Annotated in this window: 25 protein-coding genes; 10 read left to right on the forward strand and 15 right to left on the reverse strand. The window is 57.9% G+C overall.

Annotated features, from left to right (window positions below; translation table 11 throughout):
• Positions 1-77: 77 nt before the first annotated feature.
• From yfaE to ubiG, 5 genes are all read right to left on the reverse strand, one after another.
• Positions 78-380: a class I ribonucleotide reductase maintenance protein YfaE gene (gene yfaE, locus BW958_RS04805; RefSeq protein ID WP_076574589.1), complete on the reverse strand. Its 303-nt coding sequence runs from the start codon at positions 378-380 to the stop codon at positions 78-80.
• Positions 377-1,507, reverse strand: a complete 1,131-nt coding sequence (nrdB, locus tag BW958_RS04810; RefSeq protein WP_076574590.1) for a class Ia ribonucleoside-diphosphate reductase subunit beta — start codon at positions 1,505-1,507, stop codon at positions 377-379. The genes yfaE and nrdB overlap by 4 nt, the downstream gene beginning before the upstream one ends.
• Positions 1,508-1,597: 90 nt before the next feature.
• Positions 1,598-3,865 carry a class 1a ribonucleoside-diphosphate reductase subunit alpha gene (gene nrdA, locus BW958_RS04815; RefSeq protein ID WP_076574591.1) on the reverse strand — a complete coding sequence of 756 codons (2,268 nt, stop codon included), beginning with the start codon at positions 3,863-3,865 and terminating at the stop codon, positions 1,598-1,600.
• Between the two features lie 393 nt (positions 3,866-4,258).
• On the reverse strand, positions 4,259-4,936 hold the full coding sequence (locus BW958_RS04820; protein ID WP_076574592.1) for an HAD family hydrolase: 678 nt from the start codon (positions 4,934-4,936) through the stop codon (positions 4,259-4,261).
• Complete coding sequence (gene ubiG / locus BW958_RS04825; protein ID WP_076574593.1) at positions 4,936-5,667, reverse strand: bifunctional 2-polyprenyl-6-hydroxyphenol methylase/3-demethylubiquinol 3-O-methyltransferase UbiG; 732 nt, start codon at positions 5,665-5,667, stop codon at positions 4,936-4,938. The genes BW958_RS04820 and ubiG overlap by 1 nt, the downstream gene beginning before the upstream one ends.
• Before the next feature lie 187 nt (positions 5,668-5,854).
• Here ubiG and gyrA point away from each other — a divergent pair, with 187 nt between their 5' ends.
• Positions 5,855-8,548 carry a DNA topoisomerase (ATP-hydrolyzing) subunit A gene (gyrA, locus tag BW958_RS04830; protein ID WP_076574594.1) on the forward strand — a complete coding sequence of 898 codons (2,694 nt, stop codon included), beginning with the start codon at positions 5,855-5,857 and terminating at the stop codon, positions 8,546-8,548.
• A 131-nt stretch (positions 8,549-8,679) separates the two neighbouring features.
• Positions 8,680-8,820 (forward strand): hypothetical protein, encoded by a 141-nt coding sequence (locus tag BW958_RS20485; protein WP_179078815.1) that lies wholly within the window; start codon positions 8,680-8,682, stop codon positions 8,818-8,820.
• A 15-nt stretch (positions 8,821-8,835) separates the two neighbouring features.
• Here the strand turns inward: BW958_RS20485 and BW958_RS04835 are convergent, their stop codons facing one another.
• The 8 genes from BW958_RS04835 to BW958_RS04870 form a co-directional block, all read right to left on the reverse strand.
• Positions 8,836-9,876 (reverse strand): PA0069 family radical SAM protein, encoded by a 1,041-nt coding sequence (locus BW958_RS04835; protein ID WP_076574595.1) that lies wholly within the window; start codon positions 9,874-9,876, stop codon positions 8,836-8,838.
• Between the two features lie 108 nt (positions 9,877-9,984).
• Positions 9,985-10,299, reverse strand: a complete 315-nt coding sequence (locus tag BW958_RS04840) for a hypothetical protein (protein WP_076574596.1) — start codon at positions 10,297-10,299, stop codon at positions 9,985-9,987.
• A gap of 211 nt (positions 10,300-10,510) precedes the next feature.
• Entirely contained in the window at positions 10,511-11,389 is an 879-nt protein-coding gene (gene cdd, locus BW958_RS04845) for a cytidine deaminase (RefSeq protein ID WP_076574597.1), read from the reverse strand.
• Positions 11,390-11,579: 190 nt separating this feature from the next.
• Positions 11,580-12,263, reverse strand: a complete 684-nt coding sequence (locus BW958_RS04850; RefSeq protein ID WP_076574598.1) for an LrgB family protein — start codon at positions 12,261-12,263, stop codon at positions 11,580-11,582.
• On the reverse strand, positions 12,260-12,619 hold the full coding sequence (locus BW958_RS04855; RefSeq protein ID WP_076574599.1) for a CidA/LrgA family protein: 360 nt from the start codon (positions 12,617-12,619) through the stop codon (positions 12,260-12,262). Before BW958_RS04855 ends, BW958_RS04850 begins: the two co-directional genes overlap by 4 nt.
• A gap of 120 nt (positions 12,620-12,739) precedes the next feature.
• The gene (locus tag BW958_RS04860; protein WP_076574600.1) at positions 12,740-13,246 is read right to left on the reverse strand and encodes a hypothetical protein; all 507 of its coding nucleotides are present in this window, start codon (positions 13,244-13,246) and stop codon (positions 12,740-12,742) included.
• A gap of 102 nt (positions 13,247-13,348) precedes the next feature.
• Positions 13,349-14,773, reverse strand: a complete 1,425-nt coding sequence (sbcB, locus tag BW958_RS04865; RefSeq protein WP_076574601.1) for an exodeoxyribonuclease I — start codon at positions 14,771-14,773, stop codon at positions 13,349-13,351.
• A gap of 340 nt (positions 14,774-15,113) precedes the next feature.
• The gene (locus BW958_RS04870; RefSeq protein ID WP_076574602.1) at positions 15,114-15,881 is read right to left on the reverse strand and encodes an AraC family transcriptional regulator; all 768 of its coding nucleotides are present in this window, start codon (positions 15,879-15,881) and stop codon (positions 15,114-15,116) included.
• A gap of 98 nt (positions 15,882-15,979) precedes the next feature.
• Between BW958_RS04870 and BW958_RS04875 the strand changes: the two genes are divergently transcribed.
• The 8 genes from BW958_RS04875 (at position 15,980) to BW958_RS04910 (ending at position 23,684) form a co-directional block, all read left to right on the forward strand.
• Entirely contained in the window at positions 15,980-17,173 is a 1,194-nt protein-coding gene (locus BW958_RS04875) for an MFS transporter (protein ID WP_076574603.1), read from the forward strand.
• A gap of 71 nt (positions 17,174-17,244) precedes the next feature.
• A complete protein-coding gene (locus tag BW958_RS04880) occupies positions 17,245-17,784 on the forward strand; it encodes a GNAT family N-acetyltransferase (protein ID WP_076574604.1) in 540 nt (179 codons plus the stop codon).
• A 139-nt stretch (positions 17,785-17,923) separates the two neighbouring features.
• The gene (locus tag BW958_RS04885) at positions 17,924-18,184 is read left to right on the forward strand and encodes a hypothetical protein (RefSeq protein WP_076574605.1); all 261 of its coding nucleotides are present in this window, start codon (positions 17,924-17,926) and stop codon (positions 18,182-18,184) included.
• Between the two features lie 513 nt (positions 18,185-18,697).
• On the forward strand, positions 18,698-19,213 hold the full coding sequence (locus BW958_RS04890) for an SRPBCC family protein (protein ID WP_076574606.1): 516 nt from the start codon (positions 18,698-18,700) through the stop codon (positions 19,211-19,213).
• A gap of 86 nt (positions 19,214-19,299) precedes the next feature.
• The gene (locus tag BW958_RS04895; RefSeq protein WP_076574607.1) at positions 19,300-20,169 is read left to right on the forward strand and encodes an NAD(P)-dependent oxidoreductase; all 870 of its coding nucleotides are present in this window, start codon (positions 19,300-19,302) and stop codon (positions 20,167-20,169) included.
• 42 nt (positions 20,170-20,211) lie between these two features.
• Positions 20,212-21,123: a DMT family transporter gene (locus BW958_RS04900; RefSeq protein ID WP_218641737.1), complete on the forward strand. Its 912-nt coding sequence runs from the start codon at positions 20,212-20,214 to the stop codon at positions 21,121-21,123.
• 387 nt (positions 21,124-21,510) lie between these two features.
• Complete coding sequence (locus tag BW958_RS04905; protein WP_076574608.1) at positions 21,511-22,857, forward strand: metallophosphoesterase; 1,347 nt, start codon at positions 21,511-21,513, stop codon at positions 22,855-22,857.
• A gap of 143 nt (positions 22,858-23,000) precedes the next feature.
• Positions 23,001-23,684: an NUDIX hydrolase gene (locus BW958_RS04910; protein ID WP_076574609.1), complete on the forward strand. Its 684-nt coding sequence runs from the start codon at positions 23,001-23,003 to the stop codon at positions 23,682-23,684.
• A gap of 70 nt (positions 23,685-23,754) precedes the next feature.
• On the opposite strand, the gene BW958_RS04915 is transcribed toward BW958_RS04910, so the two are convergent.
• Both BW958_RS04915 and kduD read right to left on the reverse strand, forming a co-directional pair.
• A complete protein-coding gene (locus tag BW958_RS04915; protein WP_256701837.1) occupies positions 23,755-24,813 on the reverse strand; it encodes an MBL fold metallo-hydrolase in 1,059 nt (352 codons plus the stop codon).
• Positions 24,814-24,944: 131 nt separating this feature from the next.
• Positions 24,945-25,706, reverse strand: a complete 762-nt coding sequence (kduD, locus tag BW958_RS04920; protein WP_076574611.1) for a 2-dehydro-3-deoxy-D-gluconate 5-dehydrogenase KduD — start codon at positions 25,704-25,706, stop codon at positions 24,945-24,947.
• Between the last annotated feature and the right edge of the window lie 14 nt (positions 25,707-25,720).

Genomic DNA, 25,720 nt, shown 5'->3' on the forward strand with positions numbered 1-25,720 from the left:
GGCCGTTTTTTTCGCTCATGTCTTGGATGGAATGACTAGAAGATAAGAAAACCTCCCGCAGGAGGTCTTATCTGGCATCAGCGCTTGAGCGGTAATCGGACCGTGCCGACCGGATGACAGCAGCAGGGCAGGCACTCATCTTTGGCAACAAAGGCGAGCGGTGTCTGGCGATAGGCCACACTGCCCGCTAGCAAGGGGGTACGGCAAGCGCCGCAATAGCCGCTGCGGCACTGCACTTCCACCAAAAAACCGTGCCGCTCCAGGGTTGCCAGCAGTGTTTCGCCCGGCTTTGTAACAAGCATGCCATCTTCGGTGTGGATGAGGCTGGCTTCCCGCTCGCTGACGGAAGCTGTTTGCAGAATGCCAGCATCGTGACTCACAGCTCGAAGTCACCCAGATCTTCGTGGCTGATTTCACTGTCAATCTGGCCGACCAGATAGGAGCTGACTTCCACTTCTTGCGGTGCGACCTGTACGTTGTCAGACGAGAGCCAGGTGTTGATCCAGGGAATGGGGTTTTGCTTGGCGGCAAAGGCTGGCTGCAGGCCGACTGCGCCCATGCGCAAGTTGGTGATGTACTCCACATATTGGCAGAGGATGTCTTTATTAAGACCGATCATCGAGCCATCGCGGAACAGGTACTCGGCCCACTCTTTTTCCTGCAGCGCCGCTTCCTTGAACAGATCAAAACAGGCCTGCTCGCACTCACGGGCAATCTCAGCCATGTCTGGATCGTCGTTGCCACTGCGCATCAGGTTGAGCATATGCTGGGTGCCGGTCAGGTGCAGCGCTTCATCACGGGCAATCATCTTGATGATTTTGGCGTTCCCTTCCATCAGCTCGCGCTCGGCAAACGCAAACGAGCAGGCGAAGCTGACATAGAAGCGGATCGCTTCCAGAGCGTTGACGCTCATCAGGCACAGATAGAGCTTCTTTTTCAGCTCGCGCAGGCTGACGGTGACGCGCTGGCCATTGACGTCATGCTCCCCTTCGCCGAGCAGATGATAAAGGGCGGTCGACTCAATCAGTTCGTCATAGAAGTGGCTGATGGACTCAGCGCGCTTGAGGATCTGGTCGTTGGTCACGATGTCGTCGAACACCAGCGCAGGATCGTTGACAATATTGCGGATGATGTGGGTATACGAGCGTGAGTGGATGGTCTCGGAGAACGACCAGGTCTCAATCCAGGTTTCCAGCTCGGGGATCGACACCAGCGGCAGCAGTGCCACGTTGGGGCTGCGGCCCTGAATGGAGTCGAGCAGTGTCTGGTATTTCAGATTGGAGATAAAAATGTGCTGCTCATGGGGCGGCAGCGCCTGATAGTCGATGCGATCGCGTGAGACATCCACCTCTTCCGGGCGCCAGAAGAAGGAGAGTTGCTTCTCGATCAGACGTTCGAAAATGTCGTGCTTTTGTTGATCGTAACGGGCCACATTGACCGGTTGGCCAAAAAACATGGGCTCTTTGAGCTGGTCATTCTTGGTTTGACTGAAGGTTGTGTAGGCCATGATGTGCTTTCTTCGCTCATTGCGGTGAACGTATAGGGTCGTTGCTGCACCAAAGCAGCAGGGCGGGAGTGTCAGCTCCCGCCCGCTTGATTAGATTTTGCATGCTCCGCTGGCGCAACCGTCGTCTTGCAGATCGGTCTGGGTGTCGTCAGCACCGTCGCGGGTGTTGTGGTAGTAGAGGGTCTTGACGCCGTATTTGTAAGCGGTCAGCAAGTCCTTGAGTAGCTGCTTCATCGGCACCTTGTTGCCTTCAAAGCGAGCCGGATCGTAGTTGGTGTTGGCCGAGATGGCCTGATCCACAAACTTCTGCATCACGCCTACCAGCTGCAGGTAGCCATCGACGCTCGGCTGCTGCCACAACAGCTCATAGCTCTCCTTAAGACGACTGTATTCGGGCACCACCTGCTTGAGGATCCCATCCTTGGAGGCCTTGACCGACACCAGACCACGGGGCGGCTCGATGCCGTTGGTGGCGTTGGAGATCTGGCTGGAGGTCTCGCTCGGCATCAGCGCGGTCAGGGTGGAGTTACGCAGGCCTACGGTGCGGATCTCTTCACGCAGGGATTCCCAGTCGTAGTGCAGCGGCTCGTCGCACAGGCCGTCGAGATCCTTTTTGTAGGTGTCGATCGGCAAAATGCCTTGTGCGTAGGTGGTTTCGTTAAACGCCGGGCAGGCACCGAATTCGCGGGCCAGCTGTACCGAGGCTTTCAGCAGGTAATACTGAATCGCTTCGAAGGTGCGATGGGTCAGCGCCAGACCCGAGCCATCAGAGTAACGGGCACCGTTCTTGGCCAGGTAGTAGGCGTAGTTGATGACACCAATTCCCAGGGTGCGGCGGTTCATGCTGCCTTTTTTGGCGGCGGCAATCGGGTAGTCCTGATAATCGAGCAGGGCATCGAGGGCACGTACCGCCAGATCGGCCATCTCGGCCAGATCGTCTAGCTTGTCGATGGCGCCGAGGTTAAACGCCGACAGGGTGCACAGGGCGATTTCACCGCTGGCATCGTCGATGTTGTTGAGCGGCTTGGTCGGCAGGGCGATCTCCAGGCACAGGTTGGACTGGCGCACCGGGGCCACGGCCGGATCAAACGGGCTGTGAGTGTTGCAGTGGTCCACGTTCTGGATGTAGATACGACCAGTACCGGCGCGCTCTTGCATCATCAGCGAGAAGAGATCGACGGCCTTGAGGGTCTTCTTGCGGATAGACGGATCCTGCTCGTACTTGACGTAGAGCTCCTCAAACTTGTCCTGATCGGCAAAGAACGCATCGTACAGACCCGGCGCGTCGGACGGGGAGAACAGGGTGATGTCACCGCCCTTGATGAGGCGCTGGTACATCAGCTTGTTGATCTGCACGCCATAGTCCATGTGACGAACGCGGTTCTCTTCTACGCCACGGTTGTTTTTCAGAACCAGCAGGCTTTCCACTTCGATGTGCCACAGCGGGTAGAACAGGGTCGCCGCGCCGCCGCGCACGCCGCCTTGAGAGCAGCACTTCACCGCGGTCTGGAAGTACTTGTAGAAGGGGATGCAACCGGTGTGGAACGCTTCGCCGCCACGAATGGGGCTACCCAGACCACGAATGCGACCGGCGTTGATACCGATACCGGCGCGTTGGGAGACATAACGCACAATGGCACTGGCGGTGGCATTGATGGAGTCCAGGCTGTCATCGCACTCGATCAGCACGCAAGAGCTGAACTGACGGGTCGGGGTGCGCACACCGCTCATGATCGGGGTCGGCAGCGAGATTTTGAACGTCGAAACCGCGTCATAGAAACGCTTGATGTAGTCCAGACGGGTTGACTTCGGATACTTGGAGAAGAGGCAGACCGCGACCAGCATATAGAGGAACTGCGGGCTTTCGTAGATCTCGCCGGTGACGCGGTTTTGCACCAGGTATTTGCCTTCAAGCTGCTTGACGGCAGCATAAGAGAAGGTCATGTCACGCCAGTGGTCGAGGTGGCCGTTGAGCTCGTCAAACTCTTCACGGGTGTAGTCTTCGAGCAGGTGCTGGTCGTACTTGCCCATGTCAACCAGCTTGGCTACATGCTGGTAGAGGTGCGGCGGCTCGAACTGGCCGTAGGCTTTCTTGCGCAGATGGAAGATGGCCAGACGCGCAGCCATGTATTGGTAATCCGGGCTCTCTTGCGAGATCAGATCTGCCGCTGCCTTGATGATGGTTTCGTGAATGTCAGAGGTACGGATCCCGTCATAAAACTGGATGTGTGACTTGAGCTCGACCTGGGAGACGGAGACATTGTCGAGGCCCTCTGCGGCCCAGTCCAATACGCGGTGGATCTTGTCGAGATCGATGGGCTCTTTGTTGCCGCCCCGTTTAGTCACAAGCAAGTTCATGAGTGATGACCTTTTGTTGAATTCCCGAAAATCCTCACCCCGCTAGTCACGCTCAGTAAAAGGGGATGAGGCACTATATATTGTGTTATTCGTACTGCTGGACAACAAGATAGTGATGTAAAGACGTCTTTGCAATGTATCTACGATTGCACTTCCTGTGGATAAGGTGTGCGTGATGGCGAGGTGTTAGTGTCTGCTAACAGCGAGTGAGGGCTCAGCTCTTCCCTGATCCTGACACTGCTTTCGATCTGTCCGTTAAGAAAATTTCTGATAACTTTTTTTCTTGCACCCGGCCCCCTTTTTTACTAGCCAAAGGTCACTGCTCAAGGGGTGTGCAGTCTGCACAAAAGCAGGTCGCCATCTTGGGCTCAAGAGGGCAAACAGAAGCCAGCTTCAGCCGGCCCGGGGTGACTGTTTGTGCTCCATATAGAGCCACTGATGCAGCGCTTGCACCGTAGCAAAATGAAGATCTGCCTGCCAGCTGGCCGGGTCTTCATCCAGATATCCCCACAGTGCCACGGCGGTGCGCATGCCGGCATTGCGGCCAGCGTCGATGTCGCGCACATGATCGCCCACATAGAGCGCATCTGCAGCCACCACGCCAAGTTGCTCACAAGCATAATAAAGTGGCGCAGGATCGGGCTTTCGCACCGGCAGGGTATCGGCACTGACGGTCACGCCGCAGCGTTTGAATGCAGGTAACGCCGCGAGCAGCGGCTCGGTCAAATAGGCCGGTTTGTTGGTCACCACCCCCCAGGGGATCTGCTGCTCATCAAGCCAGGCAATCAGCTCCACCATGCCGTCATAGGGGCGAGTGCCAACGCACAAATGTGCGGCGTAGTAATCGAGCAGGGCGGTGCGCAGGCGCTCGGCGCCAAGGGCGTCAATCTCATCACCCAGGCCGGCTTTTAGCAGCGCCAGCGCGCCGTGCGAGGTGGTCTTGCGAATGACCTCATCGCTAAGCGGGGCAAACCCTTCATGAATCAGCACATGGTTGGCAGCGGCGCCAAGATCGGGCGCCGTGTCGAGCAGGGTGCCGTCAAGGTCAAACAGCACGGCACTTAAGGTCATTAGCGCTCCTCCGGACGGATGAAGGAGACCATGTAATTGACATCCACGTTTGCACCGAGCTTGAAATCACCGAGCAGCGGGCGGTAGTGCACCCCGCTCATCTGCTTGACCAGCAGACCCGCTTGCTCACCGAGCTGGCACAACTCGGCCGGCATAATGAACTTCTTGTGATCGTGCGTGCCCTTGGGAACCATCTTCATCAGGTATTCGGCACCGACAATCATCATCATATAAGACTTGGGATTACGATTGATGGTCGAAACCACCACGCGGCCACCGGGGCGAACCAGGGTCGAGATGGCGCGCAGCACCGATGCCGGATCGGGGACGTGCTCGAGCATCTCCATGCAGGTGACCACGTCGTATTGCTCGGCGGCTTCGAGGGCATGGGCCTCGGCCGTAATCTGCTTGTAGGTCAGCTCCACGCCTTGCTCTAGGGCGTGCAGGCGGGCAACCCCAAGCGGCTCTTTGCCCATGTCAATGCCGGTGACCACGGCGCCACGGCGGGCCATGCTCTCGGCCAGGATGCCGCCGCCACAACCGATATCGAGCACCTTCTTGCCAAACAGGCCGCCGCACTGGTGATCTATCCACTCCAGACGAACCGGGTTAATCAGGTGCAGGGGTTTGAATTCACCCTCCATGTCCCACCAGCGGGAGGCGATGGCCTCGAACTTGGCAATCTCTTCGGGGTCCACATTGCCGCTTGCGGCTAACTGCTCTGCATTCATGGAAAATTCCTCTGGCCGGGCCGTGGTGGCCGCTCCTTGTTCGCTGGCCGGCATTATAACCAACATACGTAGCGGCATGCAGCACCGGCGCAGATAACTGTTTTTGGCTTAAGGATTTATGTGCGGTGTGTTAACATGACACGCTGTTTAAGCCAAAGAACAACTAAGTTAGGGATTAAGGCTTTCTATGAGCGATCTGGCCAGAGAGATCACGCCGGTCAACATTGAGGAAGAGCTCAAGAGTTCCTATCTCGATTACGCCATGAGCGTTATCGTGGGACGAGCCCTGCCGGATGTGCGTGATGGCTTGAAACCGGTTCACCGCCGCGTGCTGTTTGCAATGAACGAGCTCGGCAATGACTGGAACAAGCCCTACAAAAAATCGGCCCGTGTGGTCGGTGACGTAATCGGTAAATACCACCCGCACGGCGACAGTGCCGTGTATGACACCATCGTCCGTATGGCGCAGGATTTTTCCATGCGTTACATGCTGGTCGACGGGCAGGGCAACTTCGGTTCGGTGGACGGCGACAGTGCGGCGGCCATGCGTTATACCGAAGTGCGCATGGCGCGTATCGCCCACGAACTGCTGGCTGATCTGGATAAAGAGACCGTCGATTGGGTCCCCAACTATGACGGTACCGAGCAGATCCCGGCCGTGCTGCCGACCAAGGTGCCCAACCTGCTGGTCAATGGCTCCTCCGGTATTGCGGTGGGCATGGCCACCAACATTCCTCCCCATAACCTGACCGAAGTGATCAACGGCTGTCTGGCCCTGATCCAGGATGGCAGCATCAGCATTGATGAGCTGATGGAGTACATCCCCGGTCCCGATTTCCCCACCGGCGGCATCATTAACGGTCGCTCCGGCATCCTGCAGGCATATCGTACCGGTCGCGGCTCGATCTATGTGCGGGCCAAGGCCGAGGTGGAAGTGGACGAGAAGACCAGTCGCGAGACCATCATCGTTCACGAACTTCCCTACATGGTTAACAAGGCGCGCCTTATCGAAAAGATCGCCGAGTTGGTCAAAGAGAAGAAGATTGAAGGGATCTCTGCGCTGCGTGACGAGTCTGACAAGGACGGGATGCGCGTCGTTATCGAGATCAAGCGTGGTGAGTCTGGCGAGATTGTGCTGAACAATCTCTACAAGCATACCCAGCTGCAAACCACCTTCGGTATGAACATGGTGGCGTTGGATAACAACCAACCCAAGGTGCTCAACCTCAAGGAGATGCTGGAAGCCTTCTTGCTGCATCGCCGCGAAGTGGTGACCCGTCGTACCGTGTTCGAACTGCGCAAGGCGCGTGATCGGGCTCATATCCTTGAAGGTCTGGCGGTAGCGCTGGCCAACATCGATCCCATCATCGAGCTGATTCGCCGCAGCCCGACGCCGAGCGAGGCGAAAGCTGGCCTGGTAGCAAAAGGCTGGGAGCTCGGTAACGTGGCGGCCATGCTGGAGAAGGCCGGTGGTGATGCCGCTCGCCCCGAGTGGCTGGAGCCGCAATTTGGGATTCGCGACGGTTTCTACTTCCTGACCGAGCAACAGGCCCAGGCCATCCTTGACCTGCGCCTGCAAAAGCTGACCGGTCTGGAGCACGAGAAGATCCTGGAAGAGTACCAGGAGCTGCTCGATATCATTGCCGAGCTGCTGCACATCCTGGCCAGCCCAGAGCGCCTGATGGAAGTGATCCGTGACGAACTGCTGGCCGTGCGCGAGCAGTATGGTGACGAGCGTCGTACCGAGATCAGTGCCTCCAGCGCCGAAATCAATATCGAAGACCTGATCACGCCGGAAGACGTGGTGGTGACCTTGTCCCACCAAGGCTACGTGAAGTATCAGCCGCTCTCCGATTACGAAGCCCAGCGCCGTGGCGGCAAGGGCAAGTCGGCGACCCGGATCAAGGAAGAGGACTTTGTGGAGCGTCTGCTGGTGGCCAACACCCACGACACCATTTTGTGCTTCTCCACCCGTGGCAAGGTCTACTGGCTCAAGGTTTACCAGCTGCCGGAAGCCTCTCGTGGTGCCCGCGGTCGTCCGATCATCAACCTCCTGCCGCTGGACGAGGAAGAGCGGATTACCGCCATCCTGCCGGTCAAGGAGTATGCGGCCGACAAGTACGTCTTCTTTGCCACCGCCAACGGCACGGTGAAAAAGACCTGCCTCTCTGACTTCAGCCGTCCGCTCTCTTCGGGGATCCGGGCCATCAACCTGAAGGATGGGGATGAGCTGATCGGTGTCGATATCACCGATGGCAGTAACGAGATCATGCTCTTCTCCGACGCCGGTAAGGTCGTTCGCTTTAATGAAGGCAGCGGTCGCGCCGATGCGGATGTCAGCGATGACGCCGACGGTGATGACGAGGCGGCCGGCGATGACGAGAGTGCCGACAACGGTGAAGGTGGCGAGAGCAAGGGCACCTTCAAGGGCGTGCGTCCCATGGGCCGTACCGCTGCCGGTGTGCGCGGTATCCGTCTGCCCAATGGTGACAAGGTGGTCTCGCTCATCGTGCCGCGAGGCGAGGGCGCTATCCTCACCGCGACCGAGAACGGTTACGGCAAGCGCACTGCGCTGACCGAATACCCGACCAAGAGCCGTGGGACTCAGGGCGTTATCTCCATCAAGGTGGATGAGCGTAACGGCAAGGTGATCGATGCCATCCAGGTGGATGAAAACGATCAAATCATGCTGATCACCAATGGCGGCACCCTGGTGCGCACTCGCGTCAGCGAAGTGAGCATTATCGGCCGTAACACAGGTGGCGTTCGTCTGATCCGTACCGGTGAAGAGGAAATCGTGGTCGGCCTGCAACGCGTGGCTGAAAGCGATGATGACGACGGTGAAGAGGGCTCGGTAGCAGATAGCTCTGCACAAGAGTAATCATTACCAACGACTGATCGTAAAGAGCGCCGCAAGGCGCTCTTTTTATTCGGTGAGCTATGCGATTTGTCACAGAAATGCCTTGTAGGTTGGTTACACTGTTAAGGTGTTTGTAACCTGTAAGGTGATGTATGAGTAGCTGGTTTATTTGGGATTTATGGACCCTGTTATGGGGCAATGATGAAGAAGAATTTGTAACAACTGCCGATACCGAGTGGCAAGACGAGCCACCTTCCCATCCCCGCCGCCTGCTGCGCGGTGGCCGTGACTAGCGCATCTCGCGCACATTAATCAAACAGATCCAGTTGTCTTGTCTCGCGGATAAAGCGATCAAGACGCAGTGGTGGGCGTGATGCGTCCAGTCCAAGACGGCGGGCCGCCAGCCGAAAGCGCTGGGCCAGCAAGTCGGCAAATTCGCCATGACCACGCATCCGCTCGCCAAATGCCGCACTGTTCAGTTGCCCGTGTCTGCTCTGTCGCAAGATGGAGAGGATGGCTTGTTTGCGTCCCGGATAGTGCTCATCTAACCACTGCTCGAACAGGGTCGTGAGCTCGTGAGGCAGCCGCAGCAGAATGTAGCCGGCGCAATCGGCGCCTGCCTTGGCGGCACCAATCAAGATCCGCTCCAGCTCATGCTCGTTTAAGCGCGGGATCATGGGCGCGGCCAGCACGCCGACCGGTATGCCGTGTGCAGTGAGTTGCTCGATGACCTTCAATCGCCCTTTGCCTGATGCTGCGCGTGGCTCCAGACGCCGGCGCAGCGACTCATCCAGGGTGGTGACCGACACCATGACCCGGCACAGCCCCTCGTTGGCAAGCTCGCTCAATATATCCTTGTCACGTAGCACCAGTGCGCTTTTGGTGATCAGCGTGACCGGGTGGCGATGTTCACGCATGATCTCCAGCAATTGGCGGGTCAGTTTTAGCTGCTGCTCAATGGGTTGGTAAGGATCGGTGTTGGCACCAATACAGATGTTCTGTGGCTGATAACTCGCCTTGGCAAATTCGGTGCGCAGTAACTCGGCAGCATTGACCTTGGCAAACAGGCGGGTCTCAAAATCGAGCCCCGGCGAGAGCTCAAGATAGGCGTGGCTGGGGCGTGCATAGCAGTAGATGCAGCCGTGCTCGCAGCCCTGATAGGGATTAATGGAGACCGAGAAGGGGATGTCGGGCGACTGGTTGCGCGACAAAATGCTGCGGGCATGCACCGGTGTGATCTCGGTGCTGACCGCTACCTCATCATATTCCCAAGGCGCCAGCTCGATGGCATCAATGCGCGCTTTGGTAAAACGGTGATCCACATTGCCACTGCTGCCCCGACCTGCCATCACTGCCCTACGCTGAAATGCACTGTAAATAAATACAGTATATTGAGCAATGTCACTACCAAAGGCAACTGTGGCGTTGCAGACAGTGGCCTTGTGGATCAGCCGCGTTTAGTCGTCTTGCTCTTCGTTGTGCTCTTTGGCCGGGGGCGGCAGCGGTTTTTTCAGCGGCGGCTTTTTGCCATCAACCGGCTTGCTATGTGCCTCTTGGCCCTGATGAGGGGCTGACTTGGGAGCAGGAGGTGTTTTCTGCTCATGGGGTTTTGCATCAGGTTTACCCTGCAGGTGCGCGTTGTGGATCTTGGGGACGCGGTGCGGCTCACAGGTTTTATCGCCTTTCTTGCACGGGGGCGGCGGCTCGGAGGCGGCGTGGGCAGTGAGGGACGCGGCACCGAGCACCAGTGCGGCCAACCAGAATTTGTTCATGTGTGACTACCTTAAAAACGGATACAAACCGCGCCAATGCAGCGGTCAGGCGCATCTTAGTCACTCCATGTCATGCTGGCTGCCACTTTTACCCCATCTTAACCGTGCGCCGAAAAAGCAGGCTAAGTCGCGCTGATTGGGTTGGAGCGCAGATAAAAAAACAGCCCGAGGTTCGCTCGGGCTGCTGCCGGTCATGGGGTTGGTGCCAGTCTTAGACGCCGTGGTATTCCAGCTCAACCTGGCCGAGAGCCAGCAAGGTAGCGCGGGCGTTTTCCCGTTGGCTGATCAACGCCTGCTTGGGTTCGACCAGCACGGCGCGACGGATCTCGTGGAGCGATTCCCCCATCAGCGAGGCGTAGGTGCAGGCCATCTGCAGCGGCGGCAGGCTCGGGTTAAAGGCGGCGTTTTCGGCATAGCGTCCGGTGTAGACATGGCCGTTAGCAAACTCCACCGCCACACCGGCAAAGTTAGCAGTGTAAGGGGCGTAGCTTTGGCGGGCCGCGCCGAGGGCGGCTTGCACCAGCGGATCGCGCGCGTCGCACTGCAGCGGATGCTGCTGCGGGCTCATCAGCGCGTCCTTGATATCCAGATCGGCCGGACCAAACGAGTCAGGCAAAAATGCCTGCAACGAGTTGTGCACATGGGGCAGGGTAATGCGAATCGACTTGGCGGTAGTGAGCTCGTTCATAAACTGGCGGCAGTGGCCGCATGGCGTATGGTTGACCGTCACTTCGCTGATGCCGGTCTCGCCCGACAGCCAGGCGTGTGAGATGGCAGATTGTTCGGCGTGGATGGAGTGGAACAGACCCTGGCCGGCAAACTCCATATTGGCACCAAAATACCAGGTGCCGCTTTGGCCGCTGGCGATGGCGCCGACATAGAAATTGGAGATGGGAACCACGGCGCAGGCGGCTGCCAGCGGCAACAGTGCCAGACGCAAGGCGCGATCATCAAGACCGCTGGCCTGCTTGAGCAGGGCAATCTCATCGACACTGAAACGGGCTTTGAAATCATCGCCCAGCATAGGCGTAAGAGCCGCCTGCAAAGGGGCCGGCAGGTCGGCGAGTGGCTTGATATAACGAGGATGCATGACTCTTCCTTAAGGGCCAATCGGGAGGGCATTGTAGGGAGTGAAAGTGACAAAAAGTGTGACATTTGTCACGTCCATTCAGTGCCCTAGACCTTTGTCTGCAGAGGAAACGTTTGTCAGTGTGAAAGTGTGGGCCAGCTCTCATTGCGTGGGGGCGCAGTGCACTGGCCAAAGGTATTCAGCTGGCTTGTTAATTCAGCAGGCCATAAAGCGCAAACAGCAGCGGGGCGATCAGGGCTGTCAGAATGCCGCAAACCACCATGGCGAGTGATGAGAAGGCCCCCTGAGTGATACCCTGCTCGGCCGCAGCGGCGGTGCCCACCGCGTGGGCGGCAGATCCCATCGCGATGCCTTGGGCTTCCGGGTCGGTGACGCCAAACAGTTTGAGCAGTGGGAAACCAATCAGAGCGCCAAGTACGCCAACCACCACCACGATGGCGGCGGCAATTGCCGGAATACCGCCAAGGGACTGGCTGACACTCATGGCCAGGGGGGTCGTGATGGACTTGGTGGCGACCGAGGCCAGCATCGCGGCATCGGCGCCCATCACACGGCCGATCACCAAGGTGGTGCTGACCGAGATCACCACTGCCACCAAGCAGCAGACCAGGATCGGTTTGAGCTTGGCTTTGATCTGGCGTGCCTGCTGGTAAAGCGGCAGCGCAAGGGCCACCACGGCTGGCTCGAGCAGTGCCTTGATGGGGGCGGTGCCGGTTTCGTATTGATCAAGCGGCAGATCCAGCCAGAGCAGCACGCCTACCAGCACCAGGGTCGGTACCAGCACCGGGTTGATAATGGGCCAGGGTAGGCGGCGGTAGAGCGCACGGGTGGCAAGATAAAGCACAATGGTTAAAGGCAGGGCAAGCCAGATCATGGGCGGTTCATCCTTTGGTAGAGTCGGCCAACGATGGCAAGGATTAGCACAATGCCGCTAACAATCGCGGTCAAAATCAGCGGCAAAGAGGCTCTGAGCGGCTCAAGAAACGCCACCAATCCCACTGCCACCGGCACAAACAGTACGCCCATGTGGCGCAGTAGCAGGCCGGCGCCGAGCTCAACCCAAGAGAGGCGAACGATTTGCAAAGAGAGCAGCACAAACAAGATCAGCATACCGATGATGCTGCCGGGAAACGCGAAAGGGAGCATGGCTGCAATGGCTTTACCCACCAGCAGGCAGGCCACGATCACCAGAAAATCACGCACATGGCGCAATAGCAGGGTGAGCGACATGGAAGGTACCGAAAAATGAGAGGGCGAGCGCAGTGTAACAGATTACGGGTGCAACGAAACATCCAGTGAGGGGACTCGACAAACGCAAACAGGCAGTCAACCACCTAGAGAAAGTACGCCTTAGAAGTGGTGCTCGAACCCCACCGCATAGTTAGCGGAGCCGTAACCCGGGATCTCTTGGGTAGAGGCCAGTGCTCTGACCGAGGTGTATTGATTGATTGGCACGCCGATACCAATGCCGCCAGCCCACTGATCGTAAGGGTGCTCCATCAGGTCGGCACGCAGAATGCCATAGAGCGACTGATCTTGATTAAGGTTCAGATACGCGCGGGAAGATTGGCTATAGAGCTGGGTGAAGAGCTCAAGCTGAAAGCCGTTGCGCTCGGCGATGGCCAGCGGCAACCCGGCAAAATCATAGAGCTCGGAGTGGCTGAAATAGCTGTTGGTCACAGTCGGGGTAAAGTTGGTGGCGCGGTAGAAATCGGCAAAGGTGTGGCTAAGTGACCCATAGGCCTGCTCGGGCAGCGTCAACAAATACGATGGCGGTTCACTAAAAAGCGGAGCTGCCATGGCAGATGACATGCAGAGCAAGGTGGTCAGGCCTGTCGCCAGTCGAAGTGTGCGCATTCTTTAACCCAATCAAACAAGCGGCGGCGTTTACCGCCAACTTGTTGAGTATGCAGGGTTTATCCGAGTGTCGACAAGCTAGTTAATGTGATCAATGTCACGCTACAGGCTTTTCAGATAGAGATAAATCTGCTGCAGCAGCGCAAAACGGCGCTCATCGTCCTGATATTGAGCTGCCAGGGCTTCGAGTGTGGTGACATATTCCGGCAGATGTCTGGCGAAATAGTCACCGCAGTGAGTGCGCCAGCGCCGGCTCTCCTCATCGTTCAAGGTATGCGGCCAGTTGCGCGCCCGGTAGCGAAACAGCAGCTCCGGCAGTCGCTCGTCACTAAATGCAAACGGGCGCTCAGCCAATAGCTCGGGGGCGGTCGCGCGCACCATGTCCATGGCGGCTTTGTCGCCTTGACCAAAAAAGCCGTCATAGAGACGCAAGTCCGGATCGCGCTCGGATGTGCCTTGCCACTCTTCGCTAAACACCTCGACCAGTTTCTCGCGGATCTCCGGGTGCTGGCGCAGCAAATCCAGGCTTTTTCGGCACTGCTCACGGTCGATGCCGAGTGCGTCAGCACGCTCAGGAGTCAGGGTAGCAGCTGGAGCTAGCACCGGGCATTTATTGATATGCACCAACTTGACCGGCACCGAGGCCAGCTCACCCAGTTCGGATTTACGGGTGTAAAGACGTTCGCGTAGCTCACTGGCGCTCAAATCCAGCAGCACCTGCGGGTCGCGGGTGAGATCGACCACGATCACTGCATTTTGGTTGCTCGGATGCCAGGCAAGCGGCGATACCCAGCTGGCGCAGCCCTGCCAGGGAGAGAACATCCCCGACACATGCACCAACGGCTTCATGCTGACCACATCGATCAGGGCTTTGACTTTGTGTTTGCTGCGAAGCTCAAACAGATAGTCAAACAGACGAGGCTGGGCGGTTTTGATCAACTTGGCCATGGCAATGGTGGCTAGCACATCGGACAACGCATCGTGCGCCTGCTCGTGACCAATCTGGTTGGCGCGGGTCAGGTTCTCTAACTTGAAACTGGGTTTACCTTCCTCATCAAAACACCAGGTAATGCCGTCGGGGCGCAGGGCATAGCAGGCGCGCACCATATCGAGAATATCCCAGCGCGAATTGCCATTTTGCCAGCTGTAGGCGTAGGGATCATAGAAGTTGCGATACAGGGTGTTGCGCGTCACTTCATCATCAAAACGGATGCTGTTATAGCCGAGCACGCACGTGCCGGGCGCCGCAAATTCCTGATGGATTTGAGCAATAAAATCGGCCTCGCACAGACCGTCACGCTGCGCCTTTTGCGGGGTAATTCCAGTGATAAGGCACGCCTCTGGCGATGGGAGATAGTCCGCCGGTGGCTTGCAATAGATCACCAGCGGCTCGCCAATCACATTGAAATCCAGATCGGTTCTGATCCCGGCAAACTGCGCCGGCCGATCGCGCGATGGACTGATCCCGAACGTCTCGTAATCGTGAAAGTACAAAGTGGGCTGAGCTGTGTGTTTGGATGTGTGCATGGATCTTGTGATGTTCACGCTTATCAGTGGATGGGATGGCATCTGCGCCTTGGCGGCGATACGCAGACTCTCTCAATCATTCTGTGCACTAGGGTCAGAGACCTTACCGGTCTGGATGAAACGGACAAGTGCGCAAGAGGCCTGCCAGTAGAGTATAAAAAACATTCGCCACCGGTAGGGCAATCCCAGCGACAGCGCTGGGTGAATGGTAAACCATCTGCCGTACTTAGCGAAATCGCCGAAACGCAACGGGTGGCGCGGGCGGGATCTTGGGAGAGGGTGTTGAAGCGTAAAAACCACAAGAAGCCTGAACACCCCAACACATCAGGCTGTGCTGGCATTAGCGGTAAAACAGACTGGGAGGGACGCCGAGCTCACGCTTGAACATGGCGCTAAACGCACTTGGGCTGGCGTAACCAAGTGCCAAGGCCACCTGCAGTACGGATTCTCCCCGGGCCAGATGCTCGCAGGCTTGCAGTAGGCGGCACTGGCGTCGCCACTGCCCCACTGTCAGCCCAGTTTCACGGACAAACCGTCGTTGCAGGGTGCGAACATCCATTGCCAAGGTACGGGCCCATTGTGCCAGTGAGAGCGCGTCGTCACCGTGCTCACGTAAGCCGCGACATAATCGCTGCAAAGCGGGTGATGCAGGCTCTGGGATTGAGAGAGCCAAAGCCGGCATGCGCTTGATTTCATCGAGCAACAACTGCACCAGATGGCCATCGCGCCCATCAGGGGCATAGTCGAGGGGTAAGTCAATGGCGGCCAGGATCAGCTCGCGCAGCAGGGGAGATATGCCGACGACACCACACTCGCTCGGTAACCCCTCGAGGGCGTCGTCACGGATATAGACGGTGCGCATCAGCACTTCTCCCAGCATCAGGGTGCGATGCCAGACACCAACCGGAACCCAAATAGCCCGGGTCGGTGGGACAATCCACTGACCGGCATCGGTTTCCACCAGCATCACGCCCTTCACGGCATAAAGCAGCTGGGCCGTCGGGTGGCAGTGGCGTGGCGACTCTGCGCCGGCAATACGGTCAAATGCGCGGGCTACCACTGGTGCCAATCCCATATCCTGGCGATGAGTGACCCCGGATTCAGCCATGAGATTGTCCTTTTCTCGACGATGATTGCCGCATGGTAGCACGAAGGACATTTTGAGAGTTGGTATTATGACGCCATTCACATTGTTCAAGGTGTCTCATGGCTTCGACTCTGACCGCGGCAGCAACGCGCGGTGATACCCGTTACAAGGTGCTGGCTGCTATCAGCTTGTCACATTTTCTCAACGACATGCTGCAGTCGCTGATCATCGCTATCTATCCGCTGCTCAAGGGGAATTACGATCTTAACTTCACCCAAATCGGTTTGCTGACCCTGACTTACCAAGTCACGGCCTCCCTGTTGCAACCGGTTGTGGGCTGGTATACCGACCGCCACCCCCAGCCGTTTTCGCTGGTGGTAGGGATGGGGTCAACCCTGTGTGGCCTGCTGTTGCTCTCTCATGCACCGAGTTTTCCACTGTTGTTGCTGGGGGCGTCGGTGGTGGGATTGGGCTCGTCAATTTTTCATCCCGAGTCGTCCCGGGTGGCGCGCATGGCCTCCGGTGGTCGTCACGGTCTGGCACAATCCATCTTTCAGGTCGGTGGTAACGGCGGCACGGCGATGGGGCCGCTGCTCGCTGCCATGATCGTTCTGCCATTTGGGCAGGGGAGCCTTGCCTGGTTTGCGCTGGTTGCCTTGCTGGCCATGCTGGTTCTGCTGCGTGTTGGGCAGTGGTATCAGGCGCAGCATCGCCAACAGAGTGTGGTCAAAGCCAGATCCCATGCCGACCTACCACGGCGGCGCGTCGTGCTGGCAGTTGCTGTGCTGTTGATGCTGATATTTTCCAAGCATTTCTATCTGGCCAGCCTGACCAGTTACTACACCTTCTACCTGATGGAACATTTTGGGTTACCAGCCCAATCGGCGCAGTTGCACCTGTTTTTGTTCCTGTTTGCTGTTGCTGCCGGCACCGTGCTTGGTGGGCCGATTGGCGATCGTATCGGTCGCAAGCAGGTGATCTGGTTCTCGATCCTTGGCATCACGCCATTTACGCTGTTACTGCCCCATGTTGGCTTGACCGGCACCACTATTCTCACCTTTATCATCGGATTTATTCTCGCTTCGGCGTTTCCGGCGATCCTGGTGTATGCCCAAGAGTTACTGCCGGGGCGCATCGGCACTATCTCGGGGCTTTTCTTCGGTTTTGCCTTTGGCATGGGGGGGCTTGGCGCAGCGTTGCTCGGTCGTTTGGCCGATCACTATGGCATTGTATATGTCTATCATCTGTGTGCTTGGCTGCCACTTATCGGCATAGTGGCCATCTTGCTGCCCAACATCAAATCGTCACGTTGAGTCTGACCCCCAAGTTCCTCTTTCTGCCGCGGCAACAGTGGGAAGGTCACGGATGGAGAGAGTGACACAATATGCATGTTGGTTCGTTACCCACAGTCGAACACGAGCAGGTATATCTGCGACCCTTGCTGGCTGCAGATATTGTGCGCTGGGTCAGTTATCTGCATCTGCCGGCGGTGTATGAGCACACCAGCTGGAATTTTCCGACGGTTGAGCAGCTTGGCAGTTATCTAGGGTGTGAGCGCAGTACCGATCCGGCAGCGGGGCTGCGACTGGCCATTGCGCTTAAGCAAACTAACGAGCTGGTTGGCACCATCGGATTTCATAGCGTGATGCCACTAAATCACTCGGCGGAGCTGACCTACGATCTGCATCCCACACTCTGGGGTAGGGGAATTATTAGCGCGGTGGGCGCATCAGTGGTGGGATGGGCGCATCACGAAGCCGGTTGTGATCGGGTGCAGGCGACGGTGCTGGATACCAATCTGGCCTCACAACGGGTGATAGAGCGCCTTGGTTTTGCCAAAGAGGGGCTGCTCAAACACTACCGCTATGTACGTGGTACGGCGCGCGATTTCTGGATCTATTCTCATCTCGCCCAAGGGGCATAACGGCAGTGTGATTGCCGCACGGCGGGTTACGACAACCAGCTGCTTATTGCTATGTGAAAGAGCCCTATTGAATCCTATTAATCAATTGTTAATGCTGGACAAGGAATAATCGTGGCTCCACCCCGAGGAGAGTGACGGTATGGCCATCATCAATGTCATCCACACCCGCACGACGTCTTTACATCAGGAGCCAAACACCGGAGACCTCTGCGGCCGTATCGGTTGCAACGCGCCAGCCAACGCGGTGGCTACGGTGCACGAGTATGTGGCACTGCTCACCGGCGGCAAAAACAGTGCGCCACGTTATGCGCTTTCGCTGTGTGACGCGTGTCTTTGCTCGCAAAGCCAAGCGCCGTTTCATGTGCGGCGTACCGACCTTCGCGCCGTCAGCAAGCGATAGGCCATTATCCGCTCACACACTGCCAGACCATCGGCGTCACACACCAACAAGTAGCAACTGCGTTCGGCCAGTCGCCCGTGTCCCCTTCAAGCTCGGTGCCGAAGGGGGCACTACCTTCGTTTCATAGGGCCTTGCTAAGAGCCGCCACTCAACATGGCTGGCCAATCGAGCCCACGAGGCGACGTTGGCCCCATCCCCCTTCAGATATGCCCCCATCCGGGTGCAGTGTCCGCGTGAAATGTGCGTGGTCATCGCTCACCGGTCTTATCTCATCCGCGTTTGTCTCAAGTCACTGGTTCGACCCGGTGGTGCAGTATGGTTGCACGGTCGGTGACAGCAAAAAGGAAGCGTGTGATATAGAAATAATTGATGTTGATTATTTGTCATTACGATTGGTCTTATATCTAGGGCGGCGGCAAGATGTGTCCATCGACGCGATGCCTGTTAACAGGCACGTCTTCCACCCCGCATCGGCAGGCTGAGCGCCACGATGCGCACCATGAGAGAAAGAGCATGCAACACGCAATTGTTTGGCCAGAAGGTTATATCCCGGGTTTTACCGAAAATTTTGCCTCCAACGAGGTGATTGTCGCGGGACTGAGCGTGGCTGATGTCTGGCCGTTCCTGAACATTCCGTCCTTGTGGCCCACCTACTACAGCAACTCGGCAGATATCCGCTTCTATGACAACAAGGGGCCGGAGCTGGAGCAGGATGTGCGTTTTTTCTTCACCACCTTCGACTTTCCAGTCGAGGCGCAAGTGGTAGAGCATGTTGCGCCGGTGGCGGGTCAACCGGCCCGCGTGGCGTGGCACGGCTGGGCCGGTGATGACGCCGAAACCCGTCTGGATGTGCATCACGCCTGGCTGCTTGAAGATTTGCCCGGCAATCGGGTACGCATCCTGACCCAGGAGACCCAGAAGGGGAAACCGGCGCAGGCGCTGGCCAAGGCCGATCCGAACCCGATGATCAACGGCCACCAGGCTTGGTTAAACGGTTTGGTTGATGCTGCCCGAAGCGCCAAGAAATAATCCGAAGGCCTGCCGGTAGAGGGGGGGCCTTTATCTGTGCGTCCCGCGATGCGCCGCAAGGCGCATCGGTTTGATGAGAGAACACCATGTCTACAATCGCATTTATGGGCCTTGGCGCCATGGGGAGCCGCATGGCGAGCAATCTGTTGCTGGCCGGGCACACCCTGCGGGTCTGGAATCGCACTGCTTCAGCCGCCGAGTCGCTGGTAGCAGCAGGCGCCACACTGGCCAGCAGCCCGGCACACGCAGCAGAGGGTGCTGATATTGTCATCAGCATGGTGCGCGATGATGCGGCTTCACGCTTTGTCTGGTGTGATGAGCGTCTTGGGGCCTTCAACACCATAGGGGCCGGGGCGGTTGCTATCGAAAGCGCCACCTTGTCGCTTGGATGGATGCGCGAGCTTGGTCATCTGGCTCTGGCCCGTGATATTAACCTGATTGAAGCGCCGGTGTCGGGTTCGCGTCCTGCCGCGCAAGCCGGGCAACTGGTCTTTTTGGTCGGCGGTGAGGAAAGCGTGCTGGCCAAGGTACAAGGGGCGCTGCAGGCCATGGGCTCGGCAGTGCATCATGTCGGCCCTCTGGGGTCTGGCGCGTTGGCTAAGCTGGCGACCAATGCCCTGCTGGGTATTCAGGTGACCGCCTTGGCCGAGATCACCGGGCTGCTAGCGGCCGGTGGCGCCGATGTGGGCAAAACCCTGCAGGCTATTGCGGGGACGCCGGTATGGGCGCCGGTGGCGCACTATCTGGCTGGCAGTATGTTAAACGGTGATTTTCGTCCCCAGTTTCCGGTCGAGCTTATCGAGAAAGATTTCGGGTATGCTCTGGCCGTGGTGCAGGGGGCTGCGCAGCAGGCGCCGACGCTGAGTGCCGCCCGTCAGGTTTTCCAGCAGGCGATGGCCGAAGGTCTCGCTGGCGATAACATGACGGCAGTGGTACGTCTGTTTGCTGGCAAGTAAGTCCAGGCTCTTTGATGGGTTGACTATAGAGGGGAGAGAAGGGTGCAAGGACGACAATCAACGCAGAAGGCTGACTGGTTGGCCTGGGTGATGTTAGCGCTGCCGCCGCTGTTTTGGGCCGGCAATTTTATCGTCGGCCGGGCGATGCGCGACACAGTTCCCCCCATGGCCCTCTCTTTCTACCGATGGCTGATTGCCTTGGTCTGTTTGTTGCCCTTTGTCTGGCCTGCGTTTAAACGCGATGCTCGCCATTACTGGCGTGTGCGTTGGACTTTGCTCGGGGTCTCGCTAACCGGTGTGGCGGCATTTAATGTGCTGGTCTATATCGGGCTACAAAGTACCAGCGCCGCCAACGGTATGCTGCTTAACTCCTTTATTCCATTGCTGATCGCGGCGCTCGGCGCGCTGCTTTATCGCGAGCGGCTCACCCTTGGCCAGTGGTCCGGCATGCTGCTTTCGCTCTGTGGTGTGATCATCATTGTCAGCCACGGCAGTTGGCAGACGCTGGTTTCCCTGTCGGTGGCACGCGGCGATCTTATCGTGTTTATCGCCACGGTCTGCTGGGCATTTTATACCCTGTGGCTGCGGCAAATTCCGGTGGCCATTGATCGCCGTGGTTTGATGTTGGCGCAGATCCTGATCGGCCTGGTGGCCTTGCTGCCGCTCTATGTGTGGGAGTGGCTACAAGGGAACGTGGCCGCTTGGAATATGCACTCGTTACTGGCCGTGGGGTATGTGGGCATTTTTCCCTCCGTGGTGGCCTTTATGCTCTATGGCGCCGGGGTGATGCGGGTCGGCGCCGCACGGGCAGGGCTGTTTATCCATCTGATCCCGCTGTTTGGCGCCCTGCTGTCGGTCGTGGTGCTGCGTGAAGCGCTGCATCTTTATCAGCTGGTTGGAATGTTAGCGATCCTCTCTGGTGTGGTGTGGGTTAACCGCAAGGCTGGGCATTAACAACTTGGGTGGTGGTGTGACCGGTGAAAAGCCTCTGTTGAGGCTTTTTCCGTTTCTAAGTTAGACCCGCGCTCGGATTTTGTTAACCGTCAGATTGGTGCGTTCAACGGCAGAAAAACGATTCGCAACTGATGAATGATTATTTGGTGTGTGATTTATCAGTAAAAGCCGCTGCAAGGGGTGGCAAAGGCAGTTAAAAAACCGCTTTGTGAGCCTTCTATCAATTTAAAACAATATTCCACTTTGTGTGATCCAGCACGCTGGCAAGCCATTCACAAATCCACGTTTGTAACATTTAATAAATCATCGATTAACCCATGTCCGATCCGTGTTTCGCCCAATGAGTGCTAGGCAGGATGGATGTGGTTGTGTAGTCCGAGGAGTGTTATGGCTGACGATGACCTTATTTTTATCGGTGATGTACATGGTCAATATTACAAGTTGGCTGATCTGCTGGCGCAAATGGAAGTATTCCACGTCGACGTCCAGCGTGCGGGGATGGCACCCAAGCTGGTGTTTGTCGGCGATCTTATCGACAACCGCCTGCAGGCGAGAATTGATCATCGCCGCACCCTGGATCTGGTGCGTTCCCTATGTGATAGCGAACAGGCCTATTGCCTGATGGGCAACCATGAATTTAATGCGGTGGGCTGGTTGTTGCGCCACCCAACCACTTGCCAACCACTGCGCCCGCACAGCGTAAAAAACCGGCTGCAACACCAGACTTTCCTCGATGAAGTCGGGGAGGACAGTGAAGCCCATCGCCAGTGGGTCGCTTGGTTTATGAGCCTGCCGCTGTTTCTCGATTTTGGGGCGGTGCGTGCCATTCATGCCTGCTGGGATGACGAGGTGATTGCCAGACTGCGTCCTTATCTCAATGCCGACAACAGCCTTAAAGCCGAGCATTGGCCTGATGCGTTTGATCCGGCCCATGAGCTGTGGAGCCTGTGTGAAACCTTGCTCAAAGGCCCTGAGCTGGCCTTGCCTAATGGCTACAGCTTTAAAGACAAACACGGCATGTCGCGCCGCCATATCCGCAGCCGCTGGTGGATGCCCGATGCTCGCACTTACCGGGATATCGCCCAGGTGCCGGCGGATGTGACTGATCAGCTGCCGTCCCTGCCGCTGCCTGGCGGCCATCAGCCCCGAGCAATCAGTGTGCCCGTGGTAGTCGGCCATTACACCCTGGATGGACTGCCGGTGGTGCTGAGTGAAAACGTGGTCTGCGTCGATTACAACGCCGCCCATCCCGAGCGACCGCTGGTTTGCTATCACTGGCGCAGCCGCGACGGGGAGACCCTCGATAGCGCACGCTTTGTATTGGCTCCGCAAAAGCAGCTGGCGCGTGAGGTGGATCGGGCGGCGATGCGGGTACTGGAGCACTACGCCGCCTGTTTGTCGGATTATGATCTTGATAATTCGCAGGCGGTGATCTCTGAGGTGTCGCGCTTCTTGCTCTGCCGCTGGGATCCGCTTGGCGTGAAATTTACCGCAGAGGGTGCCAGTCACTATCGCCACTATGTGATGCCAGCCTATAAGTTGGCGCTGCACGGGGAGCTCGGCACACTCGCTTTGCTGCTGTGGCAGGCCGAAACCACTCTGATGGGTTTTTATACTGCCGATCACGAAGAGATGGCGCTGTGCAAGGTGCAAAGCCTGATGTTGGCGCAGCAGTTGATTGCCGAGGTGGCGACCTTGAGCCGTTGGCGCACGGCGCAGACCCTCAGTGCCTGAATCTGGAGCCGGTACCAAGGAGACGTATCGGGTGGGCGGCATGAGCCGCCCTGATCAAGATAGCGGAGGCAAGGAGAGTACCGCATCTGACGGAGAACGTGGTGGTCATGCCCATCGCGTTGTCTCTCATCGGGAGTCCTAACATGGTCAGTCCTGTCAAACCGGGCCGAGCCTGCCTACATTGCGGTGAGCCCATGGTGGTGATCACCCATGCTACGCTGGAGAAAATGCGCAGCGAACTTAACCCGGTGTTTCGCTCCTTAAACAGCCGAGCCCGGGTCAAGATACAGCGTCGTTATCATCTGTGCCGTCACTGCGATGCCCATGCGCTGGGCATCGATCTGGGCGTCGCTTTTCCGTTTTACGATCTGGACGGTGCGATTCGTGACATTCACGGCAATACCCTGGTTGCGGCCAGCGAAGCGCGCTTTGATCCCGAGCCGCTGCGGCGCAAGCGCCGGCGTGGCACCGTGATTGTGGAAACTCATCAGGGCATTTTGCTCACACGCACCGGCGATGAGCGGTTCTTGCTGCCGGGTGGGCAAGCCGAGCAAGGAGAGCCGCGTATTGTCAGCGCCCTGCGTGAGCTGCGTAGCGATATGGATCTGGACGTGAGCAACGTGAGCTATCTGTTTGAGCACGAGAGCGAGCGTCATCGCCATAAGGTGTTTTATGTGCGTGCCGGTGCACTGCCCAGGCCGCGGCTAGTGACCGCCGAGTTTGCCTATTACCATCAGGCGCTGCGCCCGGAGCTCGGTCACAGCGCCCATGCCATCATCACACGCTTTTTGGGGCAGCGTGATCAGTGGATGGCGCGGGCAGGATAAGTTGCGTTGCCGCATGGCAACGCACGGCGCCCGTGCTGCCGCGTTGAGGTCATCGGCTTTATCACGCGGTTTAGCCGGCCGATTGGCAGCGCTCTTGGGCTGGCGAGGTTGCCATCAGCGGCCGCCACCATGGATCGCCACGGCTGGGTGTTAGCAGACTGATGCGCTCGCCCATCTTGGGGGTGCACACCGGCACGCGGGCGGCGTGGGCCAGCGCGCAGATCTGCTCAAACGGGTCAAACCAGCTGTGCATCGCCAGATCAAAGGTGCCGTTGTGAATAGGCAATAACCAGCGCGCATTGAGATCGCGGGTGGCCTGCAGCGTCTGCTCTGGATGCATGTGTACGCTGGACCAGCGCGGGTCATAGGCGCCGGTTTCCATAAACGCCATATCAAACGACCCAAATTGCTGGCCAATGGCCGCAAAGCCGTCGAAATAGCCGCCATCGCCGCTAAAAAAGAGGCGCTGGGCGCTGCTCTCTATCACCCAGGAGCACCACAGGGTTTGGTTGCCATCACGCAGCCCCCGCCCGGAAAAGTGCTGCGCCGGCGTGGCCGTGAGGCGCAGAGCGCCGCACTGGCTGCTTTGCCACCAGCTCAGCTGCACCACCTGCTCTGGCGCAATTCCCCAGGCCATCAGCCGATCACCGACCCCAAGCGGGGCGTAGAAGCGGGTGCCTGTGCGCGCCAGATAGAGCACGCTCTGCTTGTCGAGGTGATCGTAATGATCGTGCGAGAGGATCACCGCGCGGATCGGCGGGAGCGATGTTAATCCAATGGGGGGGGCGTGAAAGCGCTTGGGACCGAGCCAGGAAAAAGGTGACGCCCGCTTGACAAACACCGGATCGGTCAGATACAGCTCGCCGTCGAGCTTTAACAGCAAGCTGGAGTGGCCGAGGCGGTAGACGCTGTGATCGGGCGCCTCCAGCAGTTCGCTGCGAGAGACTGGCACCACCGGGATCGGTGAGGCGGGCACCGTGCTAGCGGGTTTGTTAAACAGTACTTCCCACAATAAAGAGAGGCGCTTGCCAAGGCTCAGTGAGCGGCGTGGCTGGCGATTGCGATAACGACCATCACTGTCTTTCAGGGGCGATTGCGCATTGATGGCGCCGGGTTGCTCTGCTGACACGTCATTCCACTCCGTTGCGAACATGGCTGGTTAGTCGTGTCATTTGGCGGTAGTGAAGCTGAACGGGGTCTTAAAAATGTGAACGCAATCACGCCATTCCCCGGCCACAGCGGGCCGGGGAAGGAGACCGTTTAGCGGGCCAGCCAGCCACCATCGACGGCAATGGTGTAACCGTTGATGTAATCGGACGCGGGCGAGGAGAGGAACACCACCGGCCCCATCAGATCGTCCGGCGTTCCCCAGCGGTTGGCCGGAATACGACCGAGGATCTCGGCGTTACGCTCTTCATCGGCGCGCAGGGCAGCGGTGTTGTTGGTGGCCATGTAGCCCGGTGCGATGGCGTTAATATTGATGCCGTGCTTGGCCCATTCGTTGGCCATCAGGCGGGTAATCCCCATCACACCGCTCTTGGAGGCGGTGTAGGACGGCACTCGGATGCCACCCTGGAAAGAGAGCATGGAGGCGATGTTGACTATCTTGCCGCCATGACCCTGGGCGATAAACTGGCGCGCCACGGCCTGGGACATGAAGAACACGCTCTTGACGTTGATGTTCATCACGTCGTCCCAGTCCTTTTCACTGAAGTTGATCGCATCGTCGCGGCGAATGATGCCGGCGTTGTTGACCAGAATATCGACTCGGCCAAAGGTTGCGACGGCTTGACCCACCAATCCCTCCAGCGCCTCGGTGTTGCTGACGTCGGCCTTGAGGCTCAAAAAACGGCGACCGAGGGCTTCGACCTTGGCGATGGTATCGGTCGGCTCAACGATGTTGATGCCAACGATGTCACAGCCCGCTTGGGCCAGCCCCAGTGCCATGCCTTGACCGAGACCGGTGTCGCAACCGGTGACGATGGCCACTTTGCCGGCCAGATTGAATGCGTGAGAAATCATGTTATCTCCTTAAA

Origin of the sequence: Aeromonas sp. RU39B, assembly GCF_900156095.1 — a bacterium.
GTDB lineage: Bacteria > Pseudomonadota > Gammaproteobacteria > Enterobacterales > Aeromonadaceae > Aeromonas.

Bases quoted from the DNA above. Each gene is read 5' to 3' on its own strand.
- BW958_RS04840 (WP_076574596.1), bottom strand. From the start codon at position 10,299: ATGAACAAATTCTGGTTGGCCGCACTGGTGCTCGGTGCCGCGTCCCTC.
- BW958_RS04875 (WP_076574603.1), top strand. From the start codon at position 15,980: ATGGCTTCGACTCTGACCGCGGCAGCAACGCGCGGTGATACCCGTTAC.
- nrdB (WP_076574590.1), bottom strand. From the start codon at position 1,507: ATGGCCTACACAACCTTCAGTCAAACCAAGAATGACCAGCTCAAAGAG.
- BW958_RS04835 (WP_076574595.1), bottom strand. From the start codon at position 9,876: ATGGCAGGTCGGGGCAGCAGTGGCAATGTGGATCACCGTTTTACCAAA.
- BW958_RS04905 (WP_076574608.1), top strand. From the start codon at position 21,511: ATGGCTGACGATGACCTTATTTTTATCGGTGATGTACATGGTCAATAT.
- cdd (WP_076574597.1), bottom strand. From the start codon at position 11,389: ATGCATCCTCGTTATATCAAGCCACTCGCCGACCTGCCGGCCCCTTTG.
- ubiG (WP_076574593.1), bottom strand. From the start codon at position 5,667: ATGAATGCAGAGCAGTTAGCCGCAAGCGGCAATGTGGACCCCGAAGAG.
- kduD (WP_076574611.1), bottom strand. From the start codon at position 25,706: ATGATTTCTCACGCATTCAATCTGGCCGGCAAAGTGGCCATCGTCACC.
- BW958_RS04855 (WP_076574599.1), bottom strand. From the start codon at position 12,619: ATGTCGCTCACCCTGCTATTGCGCCATGTGCGTGATTTTCTGGTGATC.
- sbcB (WP_076574601.1), bottom strand. From the start codon at position 14,773: ATGCACACATCCAAACACACAGCTCAGCCCACTTTGTACTTTCACGAT.
- BW958_RS04910 (WP_076574609.1), top strand. From the start codon at position 23,001: ATGGTCAGTCCTGTCAAACCGGGCCGAGCCTGCCTACATTGCGGTGAG.
- BW958_RS04860 (WP_076574600.1), bottom strand. From the start codon at position 13,246: ATGCGCACACTTCGACTGGCGACAGGCCTGACCACCTTGCTCTGCATG.
- BW958_RS04880 (WP_076574604.1), top strand. From the start codon at position 17,245: ATGCATGTTGGTTCGTTACCCACAGTCGAACACGAGCAGGTATATCTG.
- BW958_RS04890 (WP_076574606.1), top strand. From the start codon at position 18,698: ATGCAACACGCAATTGTTTGGCCAGAAGGTTATATCCCGGGTTTTACC.
- BW958_RS04895 (WP_076574607.1), top strand. From the start codon at position 19,300: ATGTCTACAATCGCATTTATGGGCCTTGGCGCCATGGGGAGCCGCATG.
- BW958_RS04870 (WP_076574602.1), bottom strand. From the start codon at position 15,881: ATGGCTGAATCCGGGGTCACTCATCGCCAGGATATGGGATTGGCACCA.
- nrdA (WP_076574591.1), bottom strand. From the start codon at position 3,865: ATGAACTTGCTTGTGACTAAACGGGGCGGCAACAAAGAGCCCATCGAT.
- BW958_RS04820 (WP_076574592.1), bottom strand. From the start codon at position 4,936: ATGACCTTAAGTGCCGTGCTGTTTGACCTTGACGGCACCCTGCTCGAC.
- BW958_RS20485 (WP_179078815.1), top strand. From the start codon at position 8,680: ATGAGTAGCTGGTTTATTTGGGATTTATGGACCCTGTTATGGGGCAAT.
- gyrA (WP_076574594.1), top strand. From the start codon at position 5,855: ATGAGCGATCTGGCCAGAGAGATCACGCCGGTCAACATTGAGGAAGAG.
- BW958_RS04850 (WP_076574598.1), bottom strand. From the start codon at position 12,263: ATGATCTGGCTTGCCCTGCCTTTAACCATTGTGCTTTATCTTGCCACC.
- BW958_RS04885 (WP_076574605.1), top strand. From the start codon at position 17,924: ATGGCCATCATCAATGTCATCCACACCCGCACGACGTCTTTACATCAG.